Here is a 21,839-nt window from a genome sequence, read left to right as displayed (position 1 = left end):
AAAGCAGATTATTTTTCAACATATGAGCGGAGGTATTTGTAAACATCTGCTTCCTGGGGGTTGGTGGGATTGCCTAGTTGCAGGTAGCGTTTATAGTAACGGGTAGCAAGCGGTTTGTTGTGGAGATGTACCTCGTAAATGCGGCCAATACTGTATTGGCGCAGGGGTTGATGAAAAAGGTAGTAGGCCGTATCCAGGTTGGCGACGGCTGATTTGTATTGACGGAGCCCTTCGTAGTTGGCCGACTTTCCACTATAGTAACTATCCAGGCTTTTAGAGGTGGCCATGTCGATGCAGGTTTGCAGCAGTTCATTGCTGGCGGTATAGTTTTTTAATTCCGTGTACGCGAGGGCTGCGTAATACATAATGGTTTCAGACTGGCCTTTATTGGCAAGGAGGTATTCATATACACCGATGCATTGCTGGTATTGCTTGAGCGTATACCAGGCGGCAGCAACAATGCTGAAGGTATTGGGCGACAGGATATTCATGCGCATCAGTTGTGTACCGAGGTCTGTGCAGCGGGTATAGTTTTTCAGGAACCAGGCCGATCTGATGGCGGTCATGATAACGGTGGGCTGAAGGGAGTCTGTTTTCAGAAAGGTGCGCAGGATGCTGTCTGCCTGCGGATATTGTTGCTTTTCGATCAGTTCTTCCCCGAGGCGTGCGGTTACTTTTGGATCTGCCGGGTTGAGTGTATATGCTTTTTGCAGGTAAATAAAGGCGGTATCCGGCTGTTGTGCTGCGAAGCAGGCGAAGCTGAGTTGTTTGTATGCCGTGGCATTGGCGGGTTGCAGCCGTACAATTTGCCGGTAGTGAAAAATGGCCGGCAGCGGGCTTTCCAGCTGCATGCTGATGCTGGCAAGGTACTGATGTGCCGGTATATTGTTACTGTCCAGCGCCAATACCTTTTCATAATGGGTCATGGCGTCTTTTGTTTTTCCTGACAGGTAATAGGTATATGCCAGGAGGGAAAGCTGCGCGATGTTATTTTCCTGTACACGTGGCTGCAGATAGCTGATGGCGGCATCATACTGTTGGTTCTGGAGGTATTCCATCAGTTGGGTGCGGTCGATAGATTCCTGCGCCTGTGCGGCTGTTGTGATACTAATAAGTAGAAACAGGCTGATAAACCACTGGGTTGTCCTATGCATAAGAGGTAGTATTTATCCTTAAAACTAAGAATTTAGTTTTAAAAAGAAAAACTTAGTTGATGCTGGCCGGAAGGATAAAAGATGTATTTAGGAGGATGCTTACCGGGGGATACGGTATGCGGAAGGGGATCCTGGTTAACTCAAGAGAGTTAAAAAGTAAAGCCTTGTTAGCCCGGGGTGGCGAACAAGGCTTTACGGCGCTTGATTACTTTTACGGAAGATGTTTCTACAAACGGCGGGATGAAAGGCAACAGTGATCATTTGGAAGGTTTCCGGTATTTTTCCAGGTCATCTTCGCCGGATGCAAATACTTCTTCCATAATTTCAATGATTCGTTGCTTTTCCGCATTGCTGAGTGCCGGAATGATTTTTCCTTTCTCATTTGGATTGGGTTTATCTCTTCCGCGCATCTTGCGATAAAATGTGGGTGTGCTCCAGTTGCATTCTTCACATACTTTCTCCCTGAACAGCACAGGAAGACTGGAAAGTTTGGTATGAATGTCAAGTAGCACATTTATTGGTTCTTTGCTCATAATGGGTATTGTTTTCAGAATGATTGGATATGGTTAACAAATGAATTGTCGGAATAGTAGAACATGTTTTAAAGTTACTTTAAGGTGTAAGCAAATGTATTTATAATAATGCAATTTATAATTATAAAATATTACTTTCTTCAAAAAAAATATGGAATGATGTAACTGTTTGCAGTAGCGGGTTTGAGAGAATTATTACCCTTTTGTTTATGATTCGTTATTCTGTAAATGATGTGTATTGCTTACACAATAATCCTGCTTATTATCATTCTGATTTCAGCGCTATTAAATCGATAAATATTTCTTGTTATCTTTTTGCGTATACCCTTTATAGTTAGTACAGGTATTTGTTGGCCAGGGCTACTTACGGACTTATATTTTTTTCGTTAAATTGATATTTTTATTTACAGAATGAAATATTAATTGTTAAATTATACGATAATACGACAGGTCATCCTGTATGTAGCATCATAATTTAAAATGAAAAGGGATGCAGTCGAGCCTGATACACATGGGACACCGGTTGAAACAGATCTTGAAGCAGAAGAAAATAAAGATTGTTGATTTCGCCACTATGGCCGGTTTTACAAATCAAATCGCTCATTATCACTTGCGGAAGAGTGACATGAAACGCGCTACTATGGAGCGTTTTTGTGCCCTTATTGGTATAACCCCCGAGGAGTTTATGAGATGGAACGGCGCCATGCAATTAACGAATGGTAAAAGTATACATCACGGGGAACGTTTGCAGCATATCATTGCGGAAAAAGGATTGAATAAAAGTAAGCTGGCAGGCCGTTTGGACATGAGCCGCCGCACGATGTATAATTTATTTGAGAAAGAAAACTTCTCACCTGATGAGCTGGACAGGGTAGCGAAAGGGCTGGATATGACTGTGGATAGCTTTCTTAATCCAGGTGTTGTACAGGAAGCCCGCAACACGGATAGCGAAGAAATGATGCTGTTGAGAGAAAAATATTATAAGCAGCTGGAAGAATATACACAGTTATTGAAAAGTCATGCTGCACTGAAAGACGAGTTGTTGCAGATAAAGAAAGAACTGGCGGCTTTCCGCAAACAAAACAATTAAAACTACCACTTGTTTGTTATAATGATATTTGTTGATAGTTTATAGCCGGTGCGCTTTAAAATTCAAGAGGACAACCACTGTTTTGAGAATATAAAAGTATTATATTTGTATACACCCCATTCTTCACCAAAACAGGAGTTGTATAAATGTCAGTTCCATATTATGTTCATGCAGGCGCCAGGTTGCGGCGTATATTAAGGCATAAGGAAATTGTGATCCTGCATTATGCCAGGAAAGTTAAACTAACCCCGCAGGGTCTGTATCGTTATTTTTCACAGGCGTCTATCAAAAGAGAAAAGCTGGATCTGTTGCTGGCTGCCGTTCCTGTTACACTGGAAGATTTTTACCACTGGAATTCACTGGAAGGAAATACCTGGCATCAGGGTGAGCTGCTGCAGTTATATCTTGCGAAGCAGAAAATAAAAGATAAGCAACTGGCAGCGCTGCTGCATTTATCGTTGGATGAAATACAGGAATGGCTGGACTCCGCACAATTCAGCCACGTGCAGCTGGAACTGTTGCAGGAGCACCTGCAATTATCCCCCGGCTACTTTACAGACCCACAAGCCCTGAAGCAGGGCGTTAACTGGGTGGAGGCGTACCTGGACAAGTGTATGGAGGTACAACAATACGCCCGTAAAGTAAATACCCTTGAAAAAAGGATTAATACCCTGGAAGCCAGGTAAGCCGGGTAATTGCCGGCTTTTAGTTGACAGCCAGCAATTGTTTTTCGTTTTGTACAGGACTGAGCGCAAAATATTCAGCTACTTCTTCCCAGTTATTTACCCGTTTGTAATCTGTAAGGGGTAAGTTGTGCGGTGCTGTAAACAGCAGTGGTGTTCCTTTAAAGGTACTCAGGTTTTTATCGTGATCGTCAATCATGTAGTCCGCTTCCACAATGGTTTTGGAACCGCAGAATACGATGTTTTTCCAACTGATAAAAGGGAAGTGTTCATTCAGCCACGCATGTTTCTCCGCCAGCGACAGGGGGAATTCCATAGCTGCAGATACAACGAAAACCTCGTGTTGTTCTGCCAGCGCCTTTACTACTTCCTGGCTGCCGGCCATTACCGGTATCCCCCTGAAAAATCCCGGGGCACTTAATATTTTCATTGCTACTCCTTCCGGGAAAGCGCTGCCTTCCGGGATGTTGTTCAAACGCTCCGGATCTATTACTTCGCCATATTCCTTTGCGTATACGTCCAGCAGATGTTGGGTAAGGTCTGCCATTACATTGTCCATGTCGATTGCTATTCTTGCCATATTTTGCTATTTTATGCAAAGTTATGCGATATTCTGCAAATTATTGCATAATCTTTCATAATATTGCATAAAATAGCATGAGCATGTTGAGAGAGGAAAGGCTGGATTATATCCTCAAAAAGCTGCAAACAGATCATAAAGTGCTGCAAACAGAGCTTAGCAGCGATTTGCAGGTATCGGAAGATACGGTGCGCAGGGATCTCGAATCCCTGGCGCAAAACGGGCAGCTGATCAAAGTAAGGGGAGGCGCCATCCCGCATTCGCCGAATCCTTACTCTTTTAAAGAGCGTATCGTATATCATGAAGATGATAAAAAGCATATTGCCACCAAAGCCCTGGCGTACCTGCACAACGGGCAAACCATTATTCTCGATGGGGGTACCTCTACTTTAATGCTGGCTAAACTCTTTCCTTCTAATCTTCATATTACCGTTATTACGAACAGCGTACCTATCGTAGCACAGCTGATAGAGCATCCTGTGATTGAAGTAATTTTCACCGGCGGGTTGATTGGTAAGGATTCCCAAACAGCCGGTGGAATGGATACCATCCGCATGCTGGAAAAAATGCGGGCGGATATTTGCTTTCTGGGCATCTGCAGTTTGCATCCGGATGCAGGCGTAACGGGCCTGGATCTTGGGGAAGCAGATGTGAAAAGCGTGATGGTGGAATCTGCCAATAAAACCATTGCACTGGCTACCAGTGATAAAATGGGTACGGCAGAACCTTTTAAAGTATGCGATATTACAGGTTTGGATACTATTATTACAGACAATCCGGATCTGCCATCTCTGAAACCGTATATTAACCTGGGAATACAGGTAATCTGATCAATTTTAACTTTTATCTGACCGAAGATGTTACACGATCTATCGATGGTAATGATTAATAAAAGAGCTACACGCATTGCGGTGAGCGCCTTGTTTTTTTTAACCGGACTATGTTTTTCCAGTTGGGCCTCCCGCATTCCGGATATTCAGCTGGCATTAAACCTGAATGATGCCGGGCTGGGAAGTGTGCTGCTGGCACTTCCGGTGGGCTCTATTATTTCCCTCCCGGTTGCCGGCATACTGGTATCGAAATATGGCAGCCGCCAGATATTGCTCATTGCAGCGGTCGCGTATGCGGCGGTGTTGCCGGTGCTTGGTCTTGCGCATACTTCCTGGGAGTTGAGCGTATTCCTGGTGTTCTTTGGCTTTTTCGGTAACCTCGCCAACATTGCGGTGAACACACAGGCAGTAGGTGTGGAGGCTATGTACGGCCGTTCCATTATGGCTTCGTTTCACGGATTGTGGAGTGTAGCGGGTTTTACCGGGGCGGCTTTTGGTACCTGGATGACAGGTTTGCACCTGGCGCCGGTGTATCACTTTTTAATTATTACCGCAGTTTCCTGGATCCTTATTGTCATTACCATGAACCGGCTGGTAGTACGCGTAACCAATGAAAACAATGCTCCTTCTTTATTTGGCAAACCGGATGCCTTCCTGTTTACACTTGGAATTATTGCGATGTGCTCTATGATTTGCGAGGGTACTATGTTTGACTGGAGCGGGGTATATTTCCGCAGGGTGATACAGGTAAGGGAAGGATGGTCCGGCGCCGGCTATGCTGCCTTCATGAGTACAATGGCATCCGGACGTTTTGTGGCCGATTACCTGACTACACGGCTTGGCGTTAAAAAGATGTTGCTGATAAGCGGTGGCCTCACTGCCAGTGGCTTGCTGGTAGCTGTTATCTTCCCTTACTTCGTTCCGGCTATGCTGGGCTTTATGCTGGTGGGCGCGGGCGTATCTGCAGTAGTGCCGCTGGTATACAGTGCCGCGGGCAAATCTACCAAACTGCCACCAGGAATGGCGTTGGCCACCGTATCTACTATCGGCTATTTCGGATTTCTTTTTGGTCCTCCGTTGATCGGGTTTGTAGCGCAGGCTACCAATCTTGGCGTGGCTTTTACTATGATTGCCGTAATGGGCGCTGCTATAGCGGTCATGTCGTCCAGGATCAAATTATAATCCTGCTACCGCCGCTGCTCCATTTTTATGGGGCAGCGCGCGGAAAGAAAGTTCTTCTTCCCGGTGATCGAGCATCAGCCAGTATTCGCCGGTATCTTCTTCCCGCTCAGGTAACTTCATGCCGGCAAGCGCGGTGAGCAAGGGTTCCGGCGGATGATCAAATGGCACCAGCCTTACCAGCGGATGTATGCTTGTTTCATCATCGCCTGTTTCCATTAATAACTCCCGCGGTAAAAATTTCAATTCATTCATGGCCAGTTCCATCACTACAATTTCCCGCAGGTAAGGATTTACAATTTCCCCGCTCAGTAATTTCTGTAACAGGAATTCACCAAAGATGTTGATCTCCCTTTTGAATTGCAGATCTGAACGGTTGTCGATGGCCCAAAATTCTTCTATTACCGGCATCAGCTGTTCTCCCAATAAAAAACAGGTATACGGAAGCATCGTGTAAATGGGTGTGATCCTGTTTACCCGGTACAGGGTGCAGCTTACCGACATGCCCTGTTGGTATACCACTGTTTGCAACCGCCGTTGTTCGCGGCTGGTAAGATCGTACCGTGATAATACCGCTGCCGGCTCATTCCGCAGCTGCAGGCATAATTGCGGGGAGGCAATCAGATCTGTGAGTGCTTTCTGAAAAGATAAAAGTGACATAGTTTCAGGTATGATAAAGGTTCCAGGCTGCTTTTGCCCTGTTCAGCTCACGGGTAACGCCTTCAAATTGCAGCAGGTGAAAATAAGATTCATGAAACTCGAAAGTAATGCCGCATAAGTTGGGTACTAACGGTAACGTATACTCGAGTAACTCCCATACTTCCGGCGGGCAGGGTCCTGCGTGGGAGTCGGTGTACATGCCGGCCATCTCGTTTCCGCCGGCAATGTGAATTTCGATGACCTTATCCAATTCCAGCTGTGCAATAAATGCCTTTGCATCGAAGTGGTGATTCACCGCATTCGTGTATACGTTATGGATATCCAGCAGCAAGCCGCAGGAAGTATCGCGCGACAGCTCATTGAGAAAGGCTGTTTCGCTGAGTTCCTGTTCGGGCAGGTCGATGAAGTACACATTGTTTTCTACCAGGAAAGGTGTGCTGATGGAACGTTTGATAGCATTGATGCGACCGCCGATCATATCCAGCACTTCGTAATCATAGGGCACCGGCACGGCGAGTCCGGCATTGTGTTCTTCCTGTTGTTCGTTATGCACTTTTACGAAAGAGAGGTGATCGCTATGCCATTTGAAGCGATAGCGTTCGTGCCATTCTTTCATTTTATAGAGATAGTTTTTATCGAAGATGCCTGCACTGCCGAGAGAGTAGGAGATATTGTGAGAAGTTAAAGGATATGTGGCAGCTATTTTATCCAGCACTTTCATCCACGATTCAATTTCTTCAAACCGTTGCGGCGTATTGTTCCCGCGATCAGTCCAGAACATATCCGGGATGATTTCCACATAATCGCAGATACCGGGGCATGCGTCCAGGTATAGTTCCAGCGAAGGGTTGTAGAGAAGCCCTACGCCCAGCTGCGGAATAGTTTGCTGATAAAGATGGCCCACCCTGGCTGTTGATAATACTTGTGACATGGTGAGGAGGTTTTAAGAGCCGTCCCGGTGGCGCCGGGACGGCATCCGCATTAATGTTGTTTGATTGCAATGTCTTTGATGACAGCCATTTTATCCAGATCCACTTTGATCACCTGTTCCAGTTTTTCCCGGATGTTAAAGTGAACGCCGGATAAGCATGCCTGGCATCCGCGGGGATTGATTTGTTTGATCACCATAGATTGCAGTTTGGTGATGTCTTCCATTTTGGTGCCTTTTGGAACGGCAACATCTACGTGACCGTTGTCGCCGTAATGAATTTCAGCTGTACGCATGACGTTTGAATTTTGGGGTGTTTAAATATGAAATAAAGAGGAATTCCCTGCGGGGCAGGGCTGTTGTAGAATTTAGTGCCAGTCTTTTTGGGGTTGCAGCGTAGTATTTTAACTGCGGATGATAAAGTTAGGAGAATAAGATGAGATCATGATAAGTATTTATACGGGAAAATGGAGAGCGGGGAATACCCGGGTGATATCTAGTTATATTGGTTTAATTGGTCGGTTAGTTTATGGGTATTGGCCAGTATGAATCCGAGGTCCTGCTCGTCTGTTATCAATTGATTGATCTGTAGTCTCAGGTAGAACAGCGAAGTTTGTGCATCCTGCCAGCTGGTATTAAGCGTCAGCGAGGGAGCTAGTGAGGGGTGTAATAAAAAGTGCAGATAAGGCATCAGATTGGGCACTATGAGGGCTGGTTTAGCAATGGTAATGAAGGTTTTGTCAAAGTCTGCATGGCCTGTGCTGATTTTGCCTGAGTATAGCCGGCTTAACAGAGTAGTGACCGGACCGGCATTATAAATTTTCAGCTTGTTTTTTTGCGCCGGTAGCTCCATCAATAGTACTGTTTGTGTATCATAAATGTTTCCAATTTCCCGCCTCGGATCATCGGCTGCGTGCCATTTGAATTTTTGCTGTTGTTCATAGGTATTTTTGGTGTGTCTCCAGGAAAAGGATAAGTGCCCCTCTGTGAGATGATAATTAAAAGCAAAATTAAAGCAGTAATTCGGCTGAATATAATCACCCTCAATAAATGTTGCCTGGCCTCCGTATTTATTTAAAACAGTTTTCCACGCTTCAGGAATTTCTTGCATACCTGGAATGATATTTCTCCCAAATAACGTATTTCTTCTATATAAATCCATCTATATTCAATCCATTTTCAAAAAATCTTCTCCCAAAACAAAATTTATTTCCGTTTATAAACTTCAAATCCCGTAACTTTGCACGATTTTTTTGTTCCCTCACACGGCAGAAAGATCAATTTGGTTTTTCATTTTCAATAGATTACACAAATGCCAAAAGACTCATCTATCAAATCTGTACTCATTATCGGTTCTGGACCCATTATTATTGGTCAGGCTTGCGAATTTGATTATTCCGGTTCCCAGGCAGCACGTTCGCTGCGGGAAGAAGGAATTAAAGTGATTTTGATTAATTCCAACCCGGCTACCATCATGACGGATCCTATGATGGCCGATAAGGTTTATTTGCTGCCACTGACCGTGGAAAGCATTGAGCAGATTCTGGAAGAAAACCAGATAGATGCCGTATTACCTACTATGGGCGGCCAAACTGCGCTGAACCTTTGTAAGGAGGTAGACGAACTGGGAATATGGGAAAAAAATAACGTTCGCCTGATTGGAGTAGACATCAAAGCCATTGATAAGGCAGAAGACCGCGAACAGTTCCGTCAGTGGATGATCCGGCTGGGAATACCTGTAGCGCCTGCCAGAACAGCCAACTCCTTCCTGGAAGGGAAAGAGTTCGCCCAGGAAATCGGATTTCCGCTGGTAATCCGTCCTTCTTTCACACTGGGTGGTACCGGTGGTGGTTTTGTACATAGTAAAGAAGACCTGGATGAAGCGCTGGACCGTGGTTTGAAAGCGTCTCCGATCCACGAGGTACTGGTGGAAAAAGCCGTACTCGGATGGAAAGAATATGAACTGGAATTGTTGCGTGATAAGAATGATAACGTTGTTATCATTTGTACCGTGGAAAACCTCGACCCGATGGGTATCCACACCGGCGATTCCATTACGGTGGCTCCTGCGATGACCCTGAGCGACACTGCTTTCCAGGACATGCGTAACAAAGCGATGGTGATGATGCGCGACCTCGGCAACTTTGCCGGTGGTTGTAATGTGCAGTTCTCCCTCAATCCTGAAAACGAAGAGCTGATTGCCATCGAGATCAATCCACGTGTAAGCCGTTCTTCTGCACTGGCTTCCAAAGCAACCGGGTACCCGATTGCAAAAATTGCTGCGAAACTGGCTATTGGTTATTCACTGGATGAACTGGAGAACCAGATCACGAAAACAACTTCTGCCTTCTTTGAACCGGCACTGGATTATGTGATCGTTAAAATGCCGCGCTGGAACTTCGATAAATTTAAAGGAGCTGATGATACTTTAGGACTGCAGATGAAGTCAGTAGGAGAGGTAATGTCTATCGGACGTACTTTCCCTGAAGCCCTGCAGAAAGCCTGTCAGAGCCTCGAAAACGATGCACTGGGACTGGGTTACTACGGTAAATCACTCATGAAGAGTGAGCAGTTGATCGAGAAATTAAAACGTCCAACCTGGGATCGTATCTTCCGTATCAAAGATGCTTTGATGGCGGGTGTATCGGTAAAACATATTCACCAGCTCACCTTTATTGACCGCTGGTTCCTGCACCAGATCCAGGATATCGTTAACCTGGAAAAACAATTGCTGGAACTTGATCTGCAGACTGTTTCCGTTGATATGCTGAGAGACGCCAAGAAAATGGGCTTCTCCGATGCGCAGCTGGCTATCCTGTTTGGCGATTGCGATGAAGATGAAGTATACGCTAAACGTAAGGAACTGGGTATCCGCCGCACCTTTAAAATGGTAGATACCTGCAGCGCAGAGTTTGAAGCAAAAACGCCTTACTTCTATTCTACTTTCGATACAGAAAACGAAAGCATTCCTTCCGATAAGAAAAAGATCATTGTACTCGGTTCCGGTCCAAACAGAATTGGCCAGGGTATTGAGTTTGATTACTGCTGTACGCATGGTTTGCAGGCGATCCAGGATTGCGGATATGAAGCGATCATGGTGAACTGTAATCCGGAAACCGTATCAACCGATTTCGATATGGCGGATAAGTTGTACTTCGAGCCGGTATTCTGGGAAAATCTCTGGGAAATTGTGGAGCTGGAAAAACCGGAGGGAGTGATCGTTCAGCTGGGCGGGCAAACTGCGCTGAAACTGGCGAAGCGCCTGGAAGCAAACGGTGTGAAGATCATCGGTACATCCTTTGACAATATGGATATTGCGGAAGACCGCGGCCGTTTCTCCGACATGCTGAAAGAACTGGGCATTCCTTATCCTAAGTACGGTACCGCTTACAACACAGACGACGCTATAGATGTGGCGAAAGAAGTGGGCTACCCGGTGCTGGTACGTCCTTCCTATGTGTTAGGTGGGCAGCGTATGAGGATTGTTATTAATGAAGAAGAACTGGAAGAATCTGTACTGAGCCTGCTCAGACATCTGCCAGGTAACAAGATATTGATTGATCACTTCCTGGATCGTTGCCAGGAGGCGGAAATAGACGGTATTTTTGATGGTACCGACTTCCATGTAATGGGTGTGATGGAACATATTGAGCCAGCGGGTATCCACAGTGGCGATAGCCACGCGTTGCTGCCGGCTTTCAACCTGTCGCCCATCGAAGTAACTACTATGGAGTACTATGCGGAAAAGATTGCACGTGCGCTTGATATCCGTGGTTTGATCAACATTCAGTTTGCCATTAAAGATGGTAATGTGTTTGTGATTGAAGCCAATCCGCGTGCATCCCGTACTACACCATTTATTGCCAAAGCTTACCAGGTACCTTACCTGAACATTGCCACTAAGGTGATGATAGGCGCTAATAAGCTGAAGGACTTTACCATTGTAAAGAACCTCACAGGTTTTGCCATCAAGGAGCCGGTGTTTTCTTTCAATAAGTTCCCGGGTGTAAATAAGGAGCTGGGCCCTGAAATGAAATCTACGGGAGAAGCGATCCGCTTTATCAAGGATCTGCGTGATCCATATTTCAGACAGCTGTTTAAAGAAAAGAGCATGTATCTGAGCAAATAGTTTCCTGTGAAGGAACCAAATATTAAAAGCCCTTCCGGTGTATACCGGAAGGGCTTTTTTATGTATAAATCGATTTATCTGAAATGAACAGAGCCTGATAAAAATCAGGCTCCTTCTTTTCCCTCAAAATAACCATTAAAGACACGACTATTGAATCTTGATACAATTCATATAGCGTGACCGGTAATGCAGTTTACAAATAATATTATATTTAAAAGAGATGTTAACTAATCAATAACAGATGAGATAATGTATAATATAATATATATTGATTATTAATATCTTAAAAAGAAGTTAATCTCGCGTGATTTGCCGGAATTTATTTGTGTAAAGTGAAAGTTCTCATGTTATCATATATAAATATTAGCGGCTAAAATATCTTCCTTTTTAACATTTCCAAAACGCTTTTGCTGCGTATAAGTACGAGGTTTGTTTACCCGATAAAAAGTTAACCCTTACATGGAATTTGAATCTACATTGTTTGTTGTGATGTGCTGGAAGCGTGCGCCTTTTCTGCGTATTGTTGTACCGTTGCTGGCTGGGATCACTCTTCAGCTGTATATCCCGGTGTATCCTGTTTTATACATTGTATCGATCTGCTGTTGTATGGCAGGGACATCAGTGTTTCGTTTTCTACCGCTGCAATGGCGGTTTGCCGCCGCCTGGCTGCCGGGAATACTCCTCTTTATGTTGATCAGCTGTTGCGGCGGCCTGTTGTTATATAATGCTGATCTCCGCCACAGTAAAGGGTTTTATGACAGATGCACTACAGACACGCCGTTTTACCTGTTGCGTATAAATGAACCGCCACAGGAAAAGCCCCGTTCCTTTAAAACCACAGCACAAGTGATAGCCATCTGCAGGAAAGGCGAATGGATGCCAGTAAAGGGCTGTTTATTGCTTTATACGGGCAAGGATAGTCTTACACCTGCCCTTCATTACGGAGATGAATTAATCGCCCGGAAACGGCCTGAATTGATCAAATGTAACGGCAATCCCGGAGCGTTTAACTATCAGCAATACATGGTAACGCAACAGGTTTATCAGCAGCTGTATCTCCGCAACGGAGATTTTTACCGGTTACCGCGCAATCGCGGGCACCCGGTGCGCAGGTTATTGCTGCGGGCGAGGGATTATTGCCTGTATAACCTGAAGAAATATATTGGAAACGGACCAGAAGCCGGTATGGCGGAAGCGCTGCTTATTGGTTACCGCCAGGACCTCGACCGGGATGTAGTGCAGCGTTATAGTAATACCGGCATTGTACACGTTATTGCTATTTCAGGGATGCATCTTGCGCTGTTGTATGGTACCTTGTTATGGTTGCTGCAATGGCTGCCGGCACATCGCTGGCTGCATATTACCAGAGCAGTGATCATCTTGCTTGTGCTGTGGGGATTTGCATTACTCACCGGTGCATCTGCCTCTGTACTTCGTTCTGCAGTGATGTTTACAGGCATTACCATCGGGCGTTTTGTATTGCACCGGCATAGCAGCATTTACAACACATTGGCCGCTTCGGCTACCTTATTACTATGCTTTAATCCCTACCTGGCTGTGGATGCAGGGTTTCAGTTGTCGTATCTCGCGGTACTAAGTATCCTGCTTTTTTACCAGCCCATTTACCGCCTGTTCCAATGGAAATACAGGTGGGCAGATTGGCTTTGGCAAATGGTGGCGGTATCGCTGGCGGCGCAACTGATCACTACACCAGTGAGTTTATTTTACTTTCACCAGTTTCCCAATTACTTTTTGCCGGCTAATCTGATTGCGGTGCCCTTATCTACCGTAATTATTTATGGAGAAGTGATGCTGCTGTTGCTGGCTCCCTTCGGGACTCCGGCCGTTTGGCTGGGAAGCGCATTGAAATACATGATTCTCGGAATGAACAACTGCATCCGGTGGATAGGAGAGCTGCCAGGTGCGCTGATCACGGATATTCACTGTTCACTGGCGCAAACGGTATTGCTTTATGTGCTCATTGCAGTACTGGCACTGTGGCTACTGGTCAGGTTCCGGCCCGGCCTGTGGATGGGCTTTCTTTGTATCTGGGGATTGCTGATCGCCCGCGTTAGCTGGGTGGTAGCCTGCCGCTCGCAATGCAGTATCATTGTTTATAACGTGCCCGCCTATACGGCAATTGACTGTATTAAAGGTAACCTCGTGCAATTTACCGGTAATGACAGCGTATGGCAATTACCTGTAGCGCAGCAACTCCTGAATACACGCACAAACCTGCGCGTTCATCCAGGCAAACCGGCTTCTTTTCAGCAATATGGCCGCTTTCTGAGCTTTGAAGGAAAACGGCTACTGATCATAGACAGCGCATTGCCGGATCGGGCGCCACCTGAAAAATTCCGGACCAATTATATTTTATTGACACGTAATCCATCGTTGGATATCAGGCGATTGGGTGATTTTTATACGTTTGATACGCTTATTTTTGCGGCTTCAAATAGTTCGCGGAGGATTGAGAAATGGAAAAGTGATTGTTACGTGTTAACTTTGCGCTTCTTTTCGGTTCCGGACCAGGGAGCCTATGTTATTAATTTCTAATGTTTTCCATTCATGCAAAAGCAAATTAAATCAGCGTTGATCTCCGTTTTCTATAAAGATAACCTGGAGAACATTGTTAAAAAATTAGGTGAACAAGGTGTTACCATCTATTCCACCGGCGGTACCCAAAAATTTATTGAGGACCTGGGTGTGAAATGTGTAGCTGTTGAAGACCTGACTGCTTACCCTTCTATTTTGGGTGGACGTGTTAAAACCCTGCATCCTAAAGTATTCGGTGGTATTCTGGCCCGCCGTGATAATCCACAGGATCTGGAACAACTGAAGGAATACCAGATTCCGGAAATAGACCTGGTAATTGTTGACCTGTATCCATTTGAGGAAACAGTGAAGAGCACCACGGTAGAACAAACCATCATCGAAAAAATTGATATAGGCGGAGTATCACTGATCCGTGCAGCCGGCAAAAACTACAAAGACGTGGTGATTGTTGCTTCTAAAGATCAATACGCCGACCTCGAAAAAGTACTGACCGATAACAACGGCGCTACTACCATTGAAGACCGCAGAAGCTTTGCTGCTAAAGCATTTGAAGTTTGCGCTCACTATGATGTGGCGATCTCCCAGTATTTCCTGAACAATGAGCCGGGCGTAAACTTCCAGCTCTCTATTCCGGAAGGACAAGTGAACCGTTATGGTGAAAACCCACATCAGCGTGGTGTTTTCTATGGTAACCTCAACGAAATCTTCAACAAACTACATGGCAAGGAATTATCCTTCAACAACCTGGTGGATGTAGACGCTGCATGCCAGCTGATCCAGGAATTTGAAGCCACCACCTTTGCTGTGATCAAGCATACCAACGTTTGCGGTATTGCTTCCCGTGCTACGCTGAAAGAAGCCTGGGACGCAGCACTGGCAGGCGATAAGGAAAGTGCTTTTGGCGGCGTACTGGTAACCAACAAGGTAATCGACAAAACCACTGCGGAATCCATCAGCGAAATTTTCTTCGAAATCCTGATCGCTCCGGGCTTTGATGCCGATGCACTTACTGTACTGCAGGCCAAAAAGAACCGCATCCTCCTGGAACAGAAACAACCGGTAAAGAGCAAATACATGTTCAAAAATGTATTGAATGGCGTTTTGCTGCAGGACAGCGATAATGGTAACTACAAAGAATGGAATGAAGTAGGGGCCCGTCCAGCTACACCGGCTGAAAAATCTGACCTGGAATTTGCCAACATCGTTTGCAAACACCTGAAATCAAATGCTATCGCATTAGTAAAGGATCAGCAACTGATTGGTAAAGGTTGTGGTCAGACTTCCCGTATCGACGCGCTGCGCCACGCTATTGAAAAGGCAGGCCAGTTTAGCTTCGATCTGAAAGGCGCAGCAATGGCTTCTGATGCATTCTTCCCCTTCAACGACTGTGTAAGCATTGCGCACGAACATGGCATTACTGCGGTGATCCAGCCCGGTGGCTCCATGAGGGATAATGACTCCATCGAATTCTGTAAAGAACATGATATGGTGATGGTAATGACCGGTATGCGTCACTTCAGACACTAACGGTAATTATGAGAATTTATAAGAGAAAGCACCGGAATTTCCCGGTGCTTTCTTATTTTCATCTTATAATATTCAAAAAATAATAATAGTATTGTTGACTTGTAAATCAATATCATCCTAAAAGCGAGGACCATAAGCGAATAGCAGCTACAAATGTCTTTTATCCAACAAAATATCATGCAGGATGCAGATGATGCCTGGTTGATCGGGGAGTTTAAAACCACCGGCAAACTGGATTTTCTTGCAGCCCTTTACCAGCGTTATATGAACCTGGTATACGGCGTATGCCTGAGATATTTTGATGAAGAAGCCAGCAAAGATGCAGTAATGCAGATCTTTGAGGAGTTAATTATAAAACTGAAGCAACATGAAGTCCAGAATTTTAAAAGCTGGCTGCATGTACTTGCGCGCAATCATTGTTTAATGAAGCTGCGGGCAATGAAAAATAAGGAATCCCGCCAGGTGTCTATTGATGATCACCCCATTGTGGAAAACGGGGAAAACGGGCATCATGAAAACGGAGTATCACTGGAAGATAACCTGCAGAGCATGGAAAAATGCCTGGAAACCTTGCCGGAAGAACAAAAACGCAGTGTAGACTTGTTTTACCTGAAGGAAAAGAGCTACCGGGAAGTGAGCGTTATCACCGGATATGAAATGAATAAGGTGAAAAGCTACATCCAGAACGGAAAGCGGAACCTGAAAATATGTATGGAACAACAAAATGACTGACAAGCGGCCACATATAAAACCGGAAGAACTCGCCGGACTCATCCGCCAATACCTGGCGGGAGAGCTGGACGATAAAGCCATGCATGCCCTGGAGCGTCAGGCCCTGGACGACCCGTTCCTGGCTGATGCGCTGGAAGGCTATGCCTTGCACACGCCGGAACAAACCGCCCACCAGGAAGACCTTGCGGCCAGATTGTCTGAAAGAATTGCCTCCAGAGGCCGCATCCGCCCGATGTTTTATCGAATAGCCGCGGCGGCAGCCATTTTGCTGCTGATGTTTTCTGCAGGCTGGTTCCTGTGGGAACAGCAACGGCAAACGCCTATTGCCGGCGTAAATACATCTAATTCTGCGAAGGAACCGGCGTCTGTATTCTCCGAACATGGAGACACCGCACCATCGCCGGCAAATGCTGATCATCCTGCCCAAAAAAATACTCCTCCAACACCCGCTAAACCGGTAACTGCCGAAAAGCAAACGGCAAAACAGGAGCCGGTAACTGAAGCAGCGGATAAAATAGTACCCTACGCCAAAAATGAGGCGGCAGATAAAACAGTTCCTTCTGTTAGTAGAAGAGTACCTGATGTCGATAGTAGTGTTCCCGCTGCGGCCACGGCCATTCAGGCGGAGCGCGCTGAACAACAGCGGAATTTTGCAGTCCCTCCTGCACCAAATAAAGAGAAACAGATAATGATAAGGGGGCAAAATAATTATTCACTGGGTAAACTGGATAGTCAGAAGAATGCATTAAACGAAGTAGTAGTGATTGGTTATGGTATACAAAAGAAACAAAATGTTACGGGTGCAGTAACTGTTGTCAAAGAAAGCGCCATTTCTGATTCCGGCACTCAGGCATTCTTGCAAGGGAAGGTGGCAGGAGTAGACGTGTCATCTGACGATACTGATATCAATGCCTACCGGGCGCCTGCTCCTATAACCGGGGAAACCGCTTTTCAAAATTATCTTAAAACCAAAACTGTTAACCCGGATAACCTATATAACGGTACTGTACGTGTATCCTTTACCGTTATGCCGGATGGTAGCCTGCAGGACTTTAAAATTATCCGTCACCTGAATGATGCGTGTGATGCAGAAGCCATCCGGGTGATCAAAGAAGGCCCGGCATGGATACCTGCTTCAGACGGAAAGCCCGCTAAAGTAAAAGTCAGGGTAAAATTTAATGTGCAGAAAGATAAGTAGCTATTTCCGCTCTTTCCATTGCTGGTTAAAGGATTTGGAGGCGAATACAGGTAGTTCGCGGTTATCTCCCCAGCTTTTGGCAAAGAATCTTCGCAGCAGGAAATTTTTCATTTTTCCACTGGCTAAGTTCATCATTTTGCGGCTGCTGCAGCCTTGCTTCCACATAAACCAGGCAAATTTCTCTCCCCCGGAAGTATAGTTTTCCTCTACTGCTTTCTGACGGTTATGCAGCAACAGTTCATGCAGGTTAATGCGCACCGGGCATACTTCAGTACAGTTACCACACAACGAAGAGGCAAAGCTCAGGTGCATGTAAGAGTCCATCCCTTTCAGGTGAGGGGTAATCACAGCGCCGATAGGACCACTGTAGGTGGCGGCATATGAGTGACCGCCAATATTTTTATAAACAGGGCAGGCATTGAGGCAGGAGCCGCAACGGATGCAGTATAAGCTTTCACGTGCAGTAGTATCCTGCAGGATGTTGGTACGGCCATTGTCCATCAGGATCACATACATTTCCTCCGGACCGTCGATTTCTCCTTCCTGCCGGGGGCCGCTGAAAATACTGTTGTAAGCGGTGATCTGCTGACCGGTACCATAGGTAGCCAGCAAAGGCCAGAACAGGCTGAGGTCTGTAATAGAAGGGAGTACTTTTTCAATACCCACCAATACAATATGAGTTTTGGGAAACGCCGTGGTTAAACGCGCATTGCCTTCATTTTCTGTAACGGCTATGGAGCCGGTATCTGCTATGATGAAGTTGGCGCCGGTGATACCTATTTCCGCCTGGAGATATTTGTGACGGAGCTTTTCGCGGGCAACCAGTGTTAGTTGCTCTGGTGTAAGCCCGGGATCAGTACCAAGTTTATCTGCAAACAAGCGGGCCACATCCTCCTTGCTTTTGTGCATGGCCGGGGTAACGATGTGGTATGGCGGTTCTCCGTCGAGTTGTTGTATATATTCCCCGAGATCAGTTTCCACACACTCGATGCCATTACTTTCCATAAAGGCGTTCAGGTGTACTTCCTCGGTAGCCATCGACTTACTTTTTACGATGCTTTTGCATTGCTTGGCCTGGCAAATGGCCAGTATTTCCTGTTGTACCTGTTCGGCAGTTTCGGCCCAGATGACCTTGCCGCCGCGACGGGTAAAGTTTTGCTCGAATTCTTCCAGGTGATTATCCAGGTGCTCAATAGCTCTCCACTTGATGTTCTTGGCTCTTTCCCTTGCGCCGGGTAAATCCGTAAACTGTTGTTTACCGGCTTTTACAGCTGTATTGTATTTGCCTATATTGAAGTTGATCGTCTGCCGGTGGCCGAGATCAGACGCTTTCTTTTCACTTTCTTCCAGAAAAGTAGATGCTGTTTGATGCATAAGCAAGCAATATTCCTAATTAAAGATAGTTAAATCCGAAAATGATTTACCCGTGTTCTTTTCTTGCGATGTTGTCCAACACTTCATAAAATTCCGTGCCGTATTTTCTGATCAAAGCATCTTTAAGGAAACGATACACTGGCACCTGAAGGGTTTTACCGTTCTTGCAGGCGGGTTTGCAAACCTCCCAACGGTCATAATTTACTGCTTCAAATGTTTCGTATTTTTTAATACGGATAGGGTAGAGATGACAGGAAATAGGTTTTTTGAAATCAACCACTCCATCATTGTATGCTTTCTCGATGCCACAACCTACTATGCCGTGATCGTCTATAGTGGCGTATGCACAAATGCCTTTGTTTACAATGGGGGTAACATATCCATACTCATCGTCGGTAGTATTGGTACCGGTGTGCTCAATTTCTTTGATACCATCTTCCCGGAGGTAAGATTTAATCTTCGGATAAATTTTCTTCAGGGTTTTAACTTCTGTTTTATCCAGTGGAGCGCCACAGTCGCCCGCTACACAACAGGCGCCTTTGCAGGCAGACAGATTGCACACAAATTGCTCCTCAATTACTTCGTCACTTATGTATTTATCGTCAATGATAATCATCGGGAATGGTCTTTTGCCTGAAATTGCAGACAGACAATCTTATTAAGACCACAAAGTTACAGCATTCAGGGCTTATCTCCAGCGCAGGGTTTCCACCATATGCCACATATCCTGTTCCAGGAACCGGTAAACGGGTGCGAGAGAGTCTGCGTTGGGCGTAACGTCAAAATAGAGGGCGCCGCGGAGGAAGTGTTTTACCGAATCGGTGGCAAAGAATTGTTTCGAGGAGGCAGCGTTACCACCCACTTCATAGAAGGTACCGCTTACATTGTTTGCTGTATGGATCTTGTTTTCATCGATATATTCTGCCTTATAGGTATGCTTGTAGGTCATTTTAAAGGCATCGTCCACCAGTTTGCGGAAGCTGTTGTTACCGGGCCCGATGATCTTATAGCTCATATAAATTTTCCCGTTCAGGGAGGGAAAGTCTATATTGATCCAGTAAGGGTTTTCGGGTGCTGCGCCAAAAAAGGAAGTGTCTTTGACGATATTGGCGTATGCCGGGTATTCAAATGTGTAAGGATATCCGGGCATATCGAAGGTGCGGTATTTTCTATCCGGAAATTTTACCTGGAAATAGCCTCTGGGCTTCGGTGTGGGTACGTTTTCACAGGAGGCAAATATACACATCAGGCCGATGATCAGTGCGAGGGCCTTTCCTTTAATCGCTGGCATTTTACGCTTATTTAACAGGCAGTTACACTTTTTCAGCAGCGTCCGGCCTGATGGTTACCTGTACCTTCTGGATCCTCATTTTATTGACTTCCAGTACAGTGAAATCGAAGTTATTGTAGTTAATAACGCTGTTTTCTTCAGGAAATTTTCCGGCCAGTTCCAGTATAAGACCACCGAGAGAGTCGCTTTCGCCTTTTACGGGTTCAAATGTTTCAGGAGAGATGTTCATGATGCGGCAAACGTCGTTCAGCATGGTTTTGCCTTCAAATACGTAGGTGAAGTTATCTACTTTGTTGTAGTTAAATTCTTCTTCATCAAATTCGTCCTTGATATCGCCGATCACTTCTTCCATGATATCTTCCAGGGTTACAATGCCGGAGGTACCGCCAAATTCGTCCACTACTACGGCAAAGTGCATCCGTCTGCTCTGGAATTCAGAGAGCAGGTCTTCGATCAGTTTATGGCCATGCACAAAGAAAGGCTGGCGCATTACTTCGTGCCAGTCGAAGGTATTGCCTTTGTCGAGATGGGGGAGCAGGTCTTTGGTGTGGATAACGCCCACGATATTGTCCAGGTTGTCCTTATAAACAGGTAAACGGGAATAATGCAGGTCGGCTACACTTTTCACGATATCGCCGAAAGTGCTGTCGTATTCCACGCCATTTACGTCCAAACGGCCGCGCATGATCTGTTTTACGGTGATATTGCCAAATTTAAGGATGCCTTTCAGGATATTTTTTTCTTCCTGGGAGGCGGTGGCGTCCACGCTCATTTCGATGGCTTCATCGATTTCCTGGTAATTTACCGGGCCGCTGCCGCGGTGAAAGAAGCGGTCTTCGATGCTGGTGCTTAGGCCAACAAAAAAATCGCTGATGGGTTCCATAGTGGCATGGATACCGCTTACGAACCAGGCGAAATAGGTGGCAAAACGGATATTGTTTTGAGCGGCCCATACCCGGGGGAGGATCTGGCCGAAGAAGAGTAAGATGAGGCAGATCGCGGAAATCCTTACCAGGAGGGATACTACCGGCAGTGTTTGCAGGTCTTCCATCTGGGTAACGAGGTAATTGGTGATCATGATAAATGCGATCATGAGCAATACACCTGCAATTTGTAAGGAAGCGAGCAGTGATTTTGGCTTTTCCAGCAGTCTGGTGATCAGTTTGCCCGAGGCATTCTGGCGTGTTTTAAGCACATTCAGATCCTTGTGGTTAAGGGAAAAGAAGGCTACTTCCGCACCGGAAACAATAAAGGTTAGCAGGAGCAGAATAAAAATAACAAGCAGAAATACCACCACGTTAGGGGCGCCAATTGGTGCGCTGGCTTGTAAAAAATAGGATACGTAGCTTGCCGGAAGGATGCCCAAGATGTTCAACTTTGATGTAATTAATCAAA

Annotated in this window: 20 protein-coding genes; 9 read left to right on the top strand and 11 right to left on the bottom strand. The window is 45.7% G+C overall.

The genetic code is table 11. From position 1 onward, the window contains the following. Positions 1–8: 8 nt before the first annotated feature. Positions 9–1,154: a tetratricopeptide repeat protein gene (locus PV783_RS02205; RefSeq protein ID WP_363432564.1), complete on the bottom strand. Its 1,146-nt coding sequence runs from the start codon at positions 1,152–1,154 to the stop codon at positions 9–11. 257 nt (positions 1,155–1,411) lie between these two features. Next, positions 1,412–1,687: a hypothetical protein gene (locus PV783_RS02200; RefSeq protein ID WP_079471308.1), complete on the bottom strand. Its 276-nt coding sequence runs from the start codon at positions 1,685–1,687 to the stop codon at positions 1,412–1,414. Positions 1,688–2,177: 490 nt separating this feature from the next. Between PV783_RS02200 and PV783_RS02195 the strand changes: the two genes are divergently transcribed. Next, positions 2,178–2,777, top strand: a complete 600-nt coding sequence (locus tag PV783_RS02195) for a helix-turn-helix domain-containing protein (protein WP_079471307.1) — start codon at positions 2,178–2,180, stop codon at positions 2,775–2,777. Positions 2,778–2,923: 146 nt separating this feature from the next. Beyond that, positions 2,924–3,463: a hypothetical protein gene (locus tag PV783_RS02190; protein WP_111577303.1), complete on the top strand. Its 540-nt coding sequence runs from the start codon at positions 2,924–2,926 to the stop codon at positions 3,461–3,463. A gap of 19 nt (positions 3,464–3,482) precedes the next feature. On the opposite strand, the gene PV783_RS02185 is transcribed toward PV783_RS02190, so the two are convergent. Beyond that, complete coding sequence (locus PV783_RS02185; RefSeq protein ID WP_079471305.1) at positions 3,483–4,040, bottom strand: 5' nucleotidase, NT5C type; 558 nt, start codon at positions 4,038–4,040, stop codon at positions 3,483–3,485. An 83-nt stretch (positions 4,041–4,123) separates the two neighbouring features. On the opposite strand from PV783_RS02185, the gene PV783_RS02180 reads away from it, so the two are divergent. Both PV783_RS02180 and PV783_RS02175 read left to right on the top strand, forming a co-directional pair. Next, positions 4,124–4,870 (top strand): DeoR/GlpR family DNA-binding transcription regulator, encoded by a 747-nt coding sequence (locus tag PV783_RS02180; RefSeq protein WP_079471304.1) that lies wholly within the window; start codon positions 4,124–4,126, stop codon positions 4,868–4,870. A gap of 27 nt (positions 4,871–4,897) precedes the next feature. Beyond that, positions 4,898–6,052: an MFS transporter gene (locus PV783_RS02175; RefSeq protein WP_079471303.1), complete on the top strand. Its 1,155-nt coding sequence runs from the start codon at positions 4,898–4,900 to the stop codon at positions 6,050–6,052. Here PV783_RS02175 and PV783_RS02170 read toward each other — a convergent pair. The 4 genes from PV783_RS02170 to PV783_RS02155 all read right to left on the bottom strand — a co-directional run bounded on the left by PV783_RS02170 (position 6,047) and on the right by PV783_RS02155 (position 8,748). Continuing rightward, entirely contained in the window at positions 6,047–6,709 is a 663-nt protein-coding gene (locus PV783_RS02170) for a hypothetical protein (protein WP_420986990.1), read from the bottom strand. The two genes, PV783_RS02175 and PV783_RS02170, sit on opposite strands and share 6 nt — an antisense overlap. A gap of 4 nt (positions 6,710–6,713) precedes the next feature. Then, complete coding sequence (locus PV783_RS02165) at positions 6,714–7,640, bottom strand: DUF692 domain-containing protein (protein ID WP_420986989.1); 927 nt, start codon at positions 7,638–7,640, stop codon at positions 6,714–6,716. A gap of 50 nt (positions 7,641–7,690) precedes the next feature. Then, complete coding sequence (locus tag PV783_RS02160; RefSeq protein WP_079471300.1) at positions 7,691–7,933, bottom strand: hypothetical protein; 243 nt, start codon at positions 7,931–7,933, stop codon at positions 7,691–7,693. Between the two features lie 200 nt (positions 7,934–8,133). Then, a complete protein-coding gene (locus tag PV783_RS02155; RefSeq protein WP_420986988.1) occupies positions 8,134–8,748 on the bottom strand; it encodes a hypothetical protein in 615 nt (204 codons plus the stop codon). A gap of 201 nt (positions 8,749–8,949) precedes the next feature. On the opposite strand from PV783_RS02155, the gene carB reads away from it, so the two are divergent. From carB to PV783_RS02130, 5 genes are all read left to right on the top strand, one after another. After that, positions 8,950–11,766 (top strand): carbamoyl-phosphate synthase large subunit, encoded by a 2,817-nt coding sequence (gene carB, locus PV783_RS02150; RefSeq protein WP_111577308.1) that lies wholly within the window; start codon positions 8,950–8,952, stop codon positions 11,764–11,766. 459 nt (positions 11,767–12,225) lie between these two features. Further along, positions 12,226–14,322, top strand: coding sequence for a ComEC/Rec2 family competence protein (locus tag PV783_RS02145; protein ID WP_420986987.1), 2,097 nt, complete (start codon positions 12,226–12,228; stop codon positions 14,320–14,322). 12 nt (positions 14,323–14,334) lie between these two features. Beyond that, positions 14,335–15,849, top strand: coding sequence for a bifunctional phosphoribosylaminoimidazolecarboxamide formyltransferase/IMP cyclohydrolase (purH, locus tag PV783_RS02140; protein WP_420986986.1), 1,515 nt, complete (start codon positions 14,335–14,337; stop codon positions 15,847–15,849). Between the two features lie 153 nt (positions 15,850–16,002). Beyond that, a complete protein-coding gene (locus PV783_RS02135) occupies positions 16,003–16,581 on the top strand; it encodes an RNA polymerase sigma factor (protein ID WP_079471295.1) in 579 nt (192 codons plus the stop codon). Beyond that, entirely contained in the window at positions 16,574–17,779 is a 1,206-nt protein-coding gene (locus PV783_RS02130; protein WP_420986985.1) for a TonB family protein, read from the top strand. Before PV783_RS02135 ends, PV783_RS02130 begins: the two co-directional genes overlap by 8 nt. On the opposite strand, the gene PV783_RS02125 is transcribed toward PV783_RS02130, so the two are convergent. The 4 genes from PV783_RS02125 to gldE all read right to left on the bottom strand — a co-directional run bounded on the left by PV783_RS02125 (position 17,780) and on the right by gldE (position 21,819). Further along, the gene (locus PV783_RS02125; RefSeq protein WP_111577313.1) at positions 17,780–19,153 is read right to left on the bottom strand and encodes a LutB/LldF family L-lactate oxidation iron-sulfur protein; all 1,374 of its coding nucleotides are present in this window, start codon (positions 19,151–19,153) and stop codon (positions 17,780–17,782) included. A gap of 46 nt (positions 19,154–19,199) precedes the next feature. Beyond that, positions 19,200–19,769, bottom strand: coding sequence for a DUF3109 family protein (locus PV783_RS02120; RefSeq protein WP_363432589.1), 570 nt, complete (start codon positions 19,767–19,769; stop codon positions 19,200–19,202). Positions 19,770–19,841: 72 nt separating this feature from the next. Next, positions 19,842–20,444, bottom strand: a complete 603-nt coding sequence (locus tag PV783_RS02115) for a hypothetical protein (RefSeq protein WP_420986984.1) — start codon at positions 20,442–20,444, stop codon at positions 19,842–19,844. 22 nt (positions 20,445–20,466) lie between these two features. Continuing rightward, positions 20,467–21,819, bottom strand: coding sequence for a gliding motility-associated protein GldE (gene gldE / locus PV783_RS02110; protein ID WP_227024458.1), 1,353 nt, complete (start codon positions 21,817–21,819; stop codon positions 20,467–20,469). Positions 21,820–21,839: the final 20 nt, after the last annotated feature.

It is taken from the genome of Chitinophaga sp. CC14, assembly GCF_048957795.1.
In the GTDB taxonomy this organism is placed as follows: domain Bacteria; phylum Bacteroidota; class Bacteroidia; order Chitinophagales; family Chitinophagaceae; genus Chitinophaga; species Chitinophaga ginsengisegetis.
This window is presented reverse-complemented; position numbering and strand designations above follow the sequence as displayed.

Excerpts from the sequence above, each read along its gene's own strand:
- PV783_RS02115 (WP_420986984.1), bottom strand. The coding sequence starts at position 20,444 with ATGCCAGCGATTAAAGGAAAGGCCCTCGCACTGATCATCGGCCTGATG.
- PV783_RS02190 (WP_111577303.1), top strand. The coding sequence starts at position 2,924 with ATGTCAGTTCCATATTATGTTCATGCAGGCGCCAGGTTGCGGCGTATA.
- PV783_RS02160 (WP_079471300.1), bottom strand. The coding sequence starts at position 7,933 with ATGCGTACAGCTGAAATTCATTACGGCGACAACGGTCACGTAGATGTT.
- PV783_RS02125 (WP_111577313.1), bottom strand. The coding sequence starts at position 19,153 with ATGCATCAAACAGCATCTACTTTTCTGGAAGAAAGTGAAAAGAAAGCG.
- PV783_RS02195 (WP_079471307.1), top strand. The coding sequence starts at position 2,178 with ATGCAGTCGAGCCTGATACACATGGGACACCGGTTGAAACAGATCTTG.
- PV783_RS02175 (WP_079471303.1), top strand. The coding sequence starts at position 4,898 with ATGTTACACGATCTATCGATGGTAATGATTAATAAAAGAGCTACACGC.
- carB (WP_111577308.1), top strand. The coding sequence starts at position 8,950 with ATGCCAAAAGACTCATCTATCAAATCTGTACTCATTATCGGTTCTGGA.
- PV783_RS02170 (WP_420986990.1), bottom strand. The coding sequence starts at position 6,709 with ATGTCACTTTTATCTTTTCAGAAAGCACTCACAGATCTGATTGCCTCC.
- PV783_RS02205 (WP_363432564.1), bottom strand. The coding sequence starts at position 1,154 with ATGCATAGGACAACCCAGTGGTTTATCAGCCTGTTTCTACTTATTAGT.
- PV783_RS02200 (WP_079471308.1), bottom strand. The coding sequence starts at position 1,687 with ATGAGCAAAGAACCAATAAATGTGCTACTTGACATTCATACCAAACTT.
- PV783_RS02185 (WP_079471305.1), bottom strand. The coding sequence starts at position 4,040 with ATGGCAAGAATAGCAATCGACATGGACAATGTAATGGCAGACCTTACC.
- PV783_RS02145 (WP_420986987.1), top strand. The coding sequence starts at position 12,226 with ATGGAATTTGAATCTACATTGTTTGTTGTGATGTGCTGGAAGCGTGCG.
- PV783_RS02135 (WP_079471295.1), top strand. The coding sequence starts at position 16,003 with ATGTCTTTTATCCAACAAAATATCATGCAGGATGCAGATGATGCCTGG.
- PV783_RS02165 (WP_420986989.1), bottom strand. The coding sequence starts at position 7,640 with ATGTCACAAGTATTATCAACAGCCAGGGTGGGCCATCTTTATCAGCAA.
- purH (WP_420986986.1), top strand. The coding sequence starts at position 14,335 with ATGCAAAAGCAAATTAAATCAGCGTTGATCTCCGTTTTCTATAAAGAT.
- PV783_RS02180 (WP_079471304.1), top strand. The coding sequence starts at position 4,124 with ATGTTGAGAGAGGAAAGGCTGGATTATATCCTCAAAAAGCTGCAAACA.
- PV783_RS02155 (WP_420986988.1), bottom strand. The coding sequence starts at position 8,748 with ATGCAAGAAATTCCTGAAGCGTGGAAAACTGTTTTAAATAAATACGGA.
- PV783_RS02120 (WP_363432589.1), bottom strand. The coding sequence starts at position 19,769 with ATGATTATCATTGACGATAAATACATAAGTGACGAAGTAATTGAGGAG.
- PV783_RS02130 (WP_420986985.1), top strand. The coding sequence starts at position 16,574 with ATGACTGACAAGCGGCCACATATAAAACCGGAAGAACTCGCCGGACTC.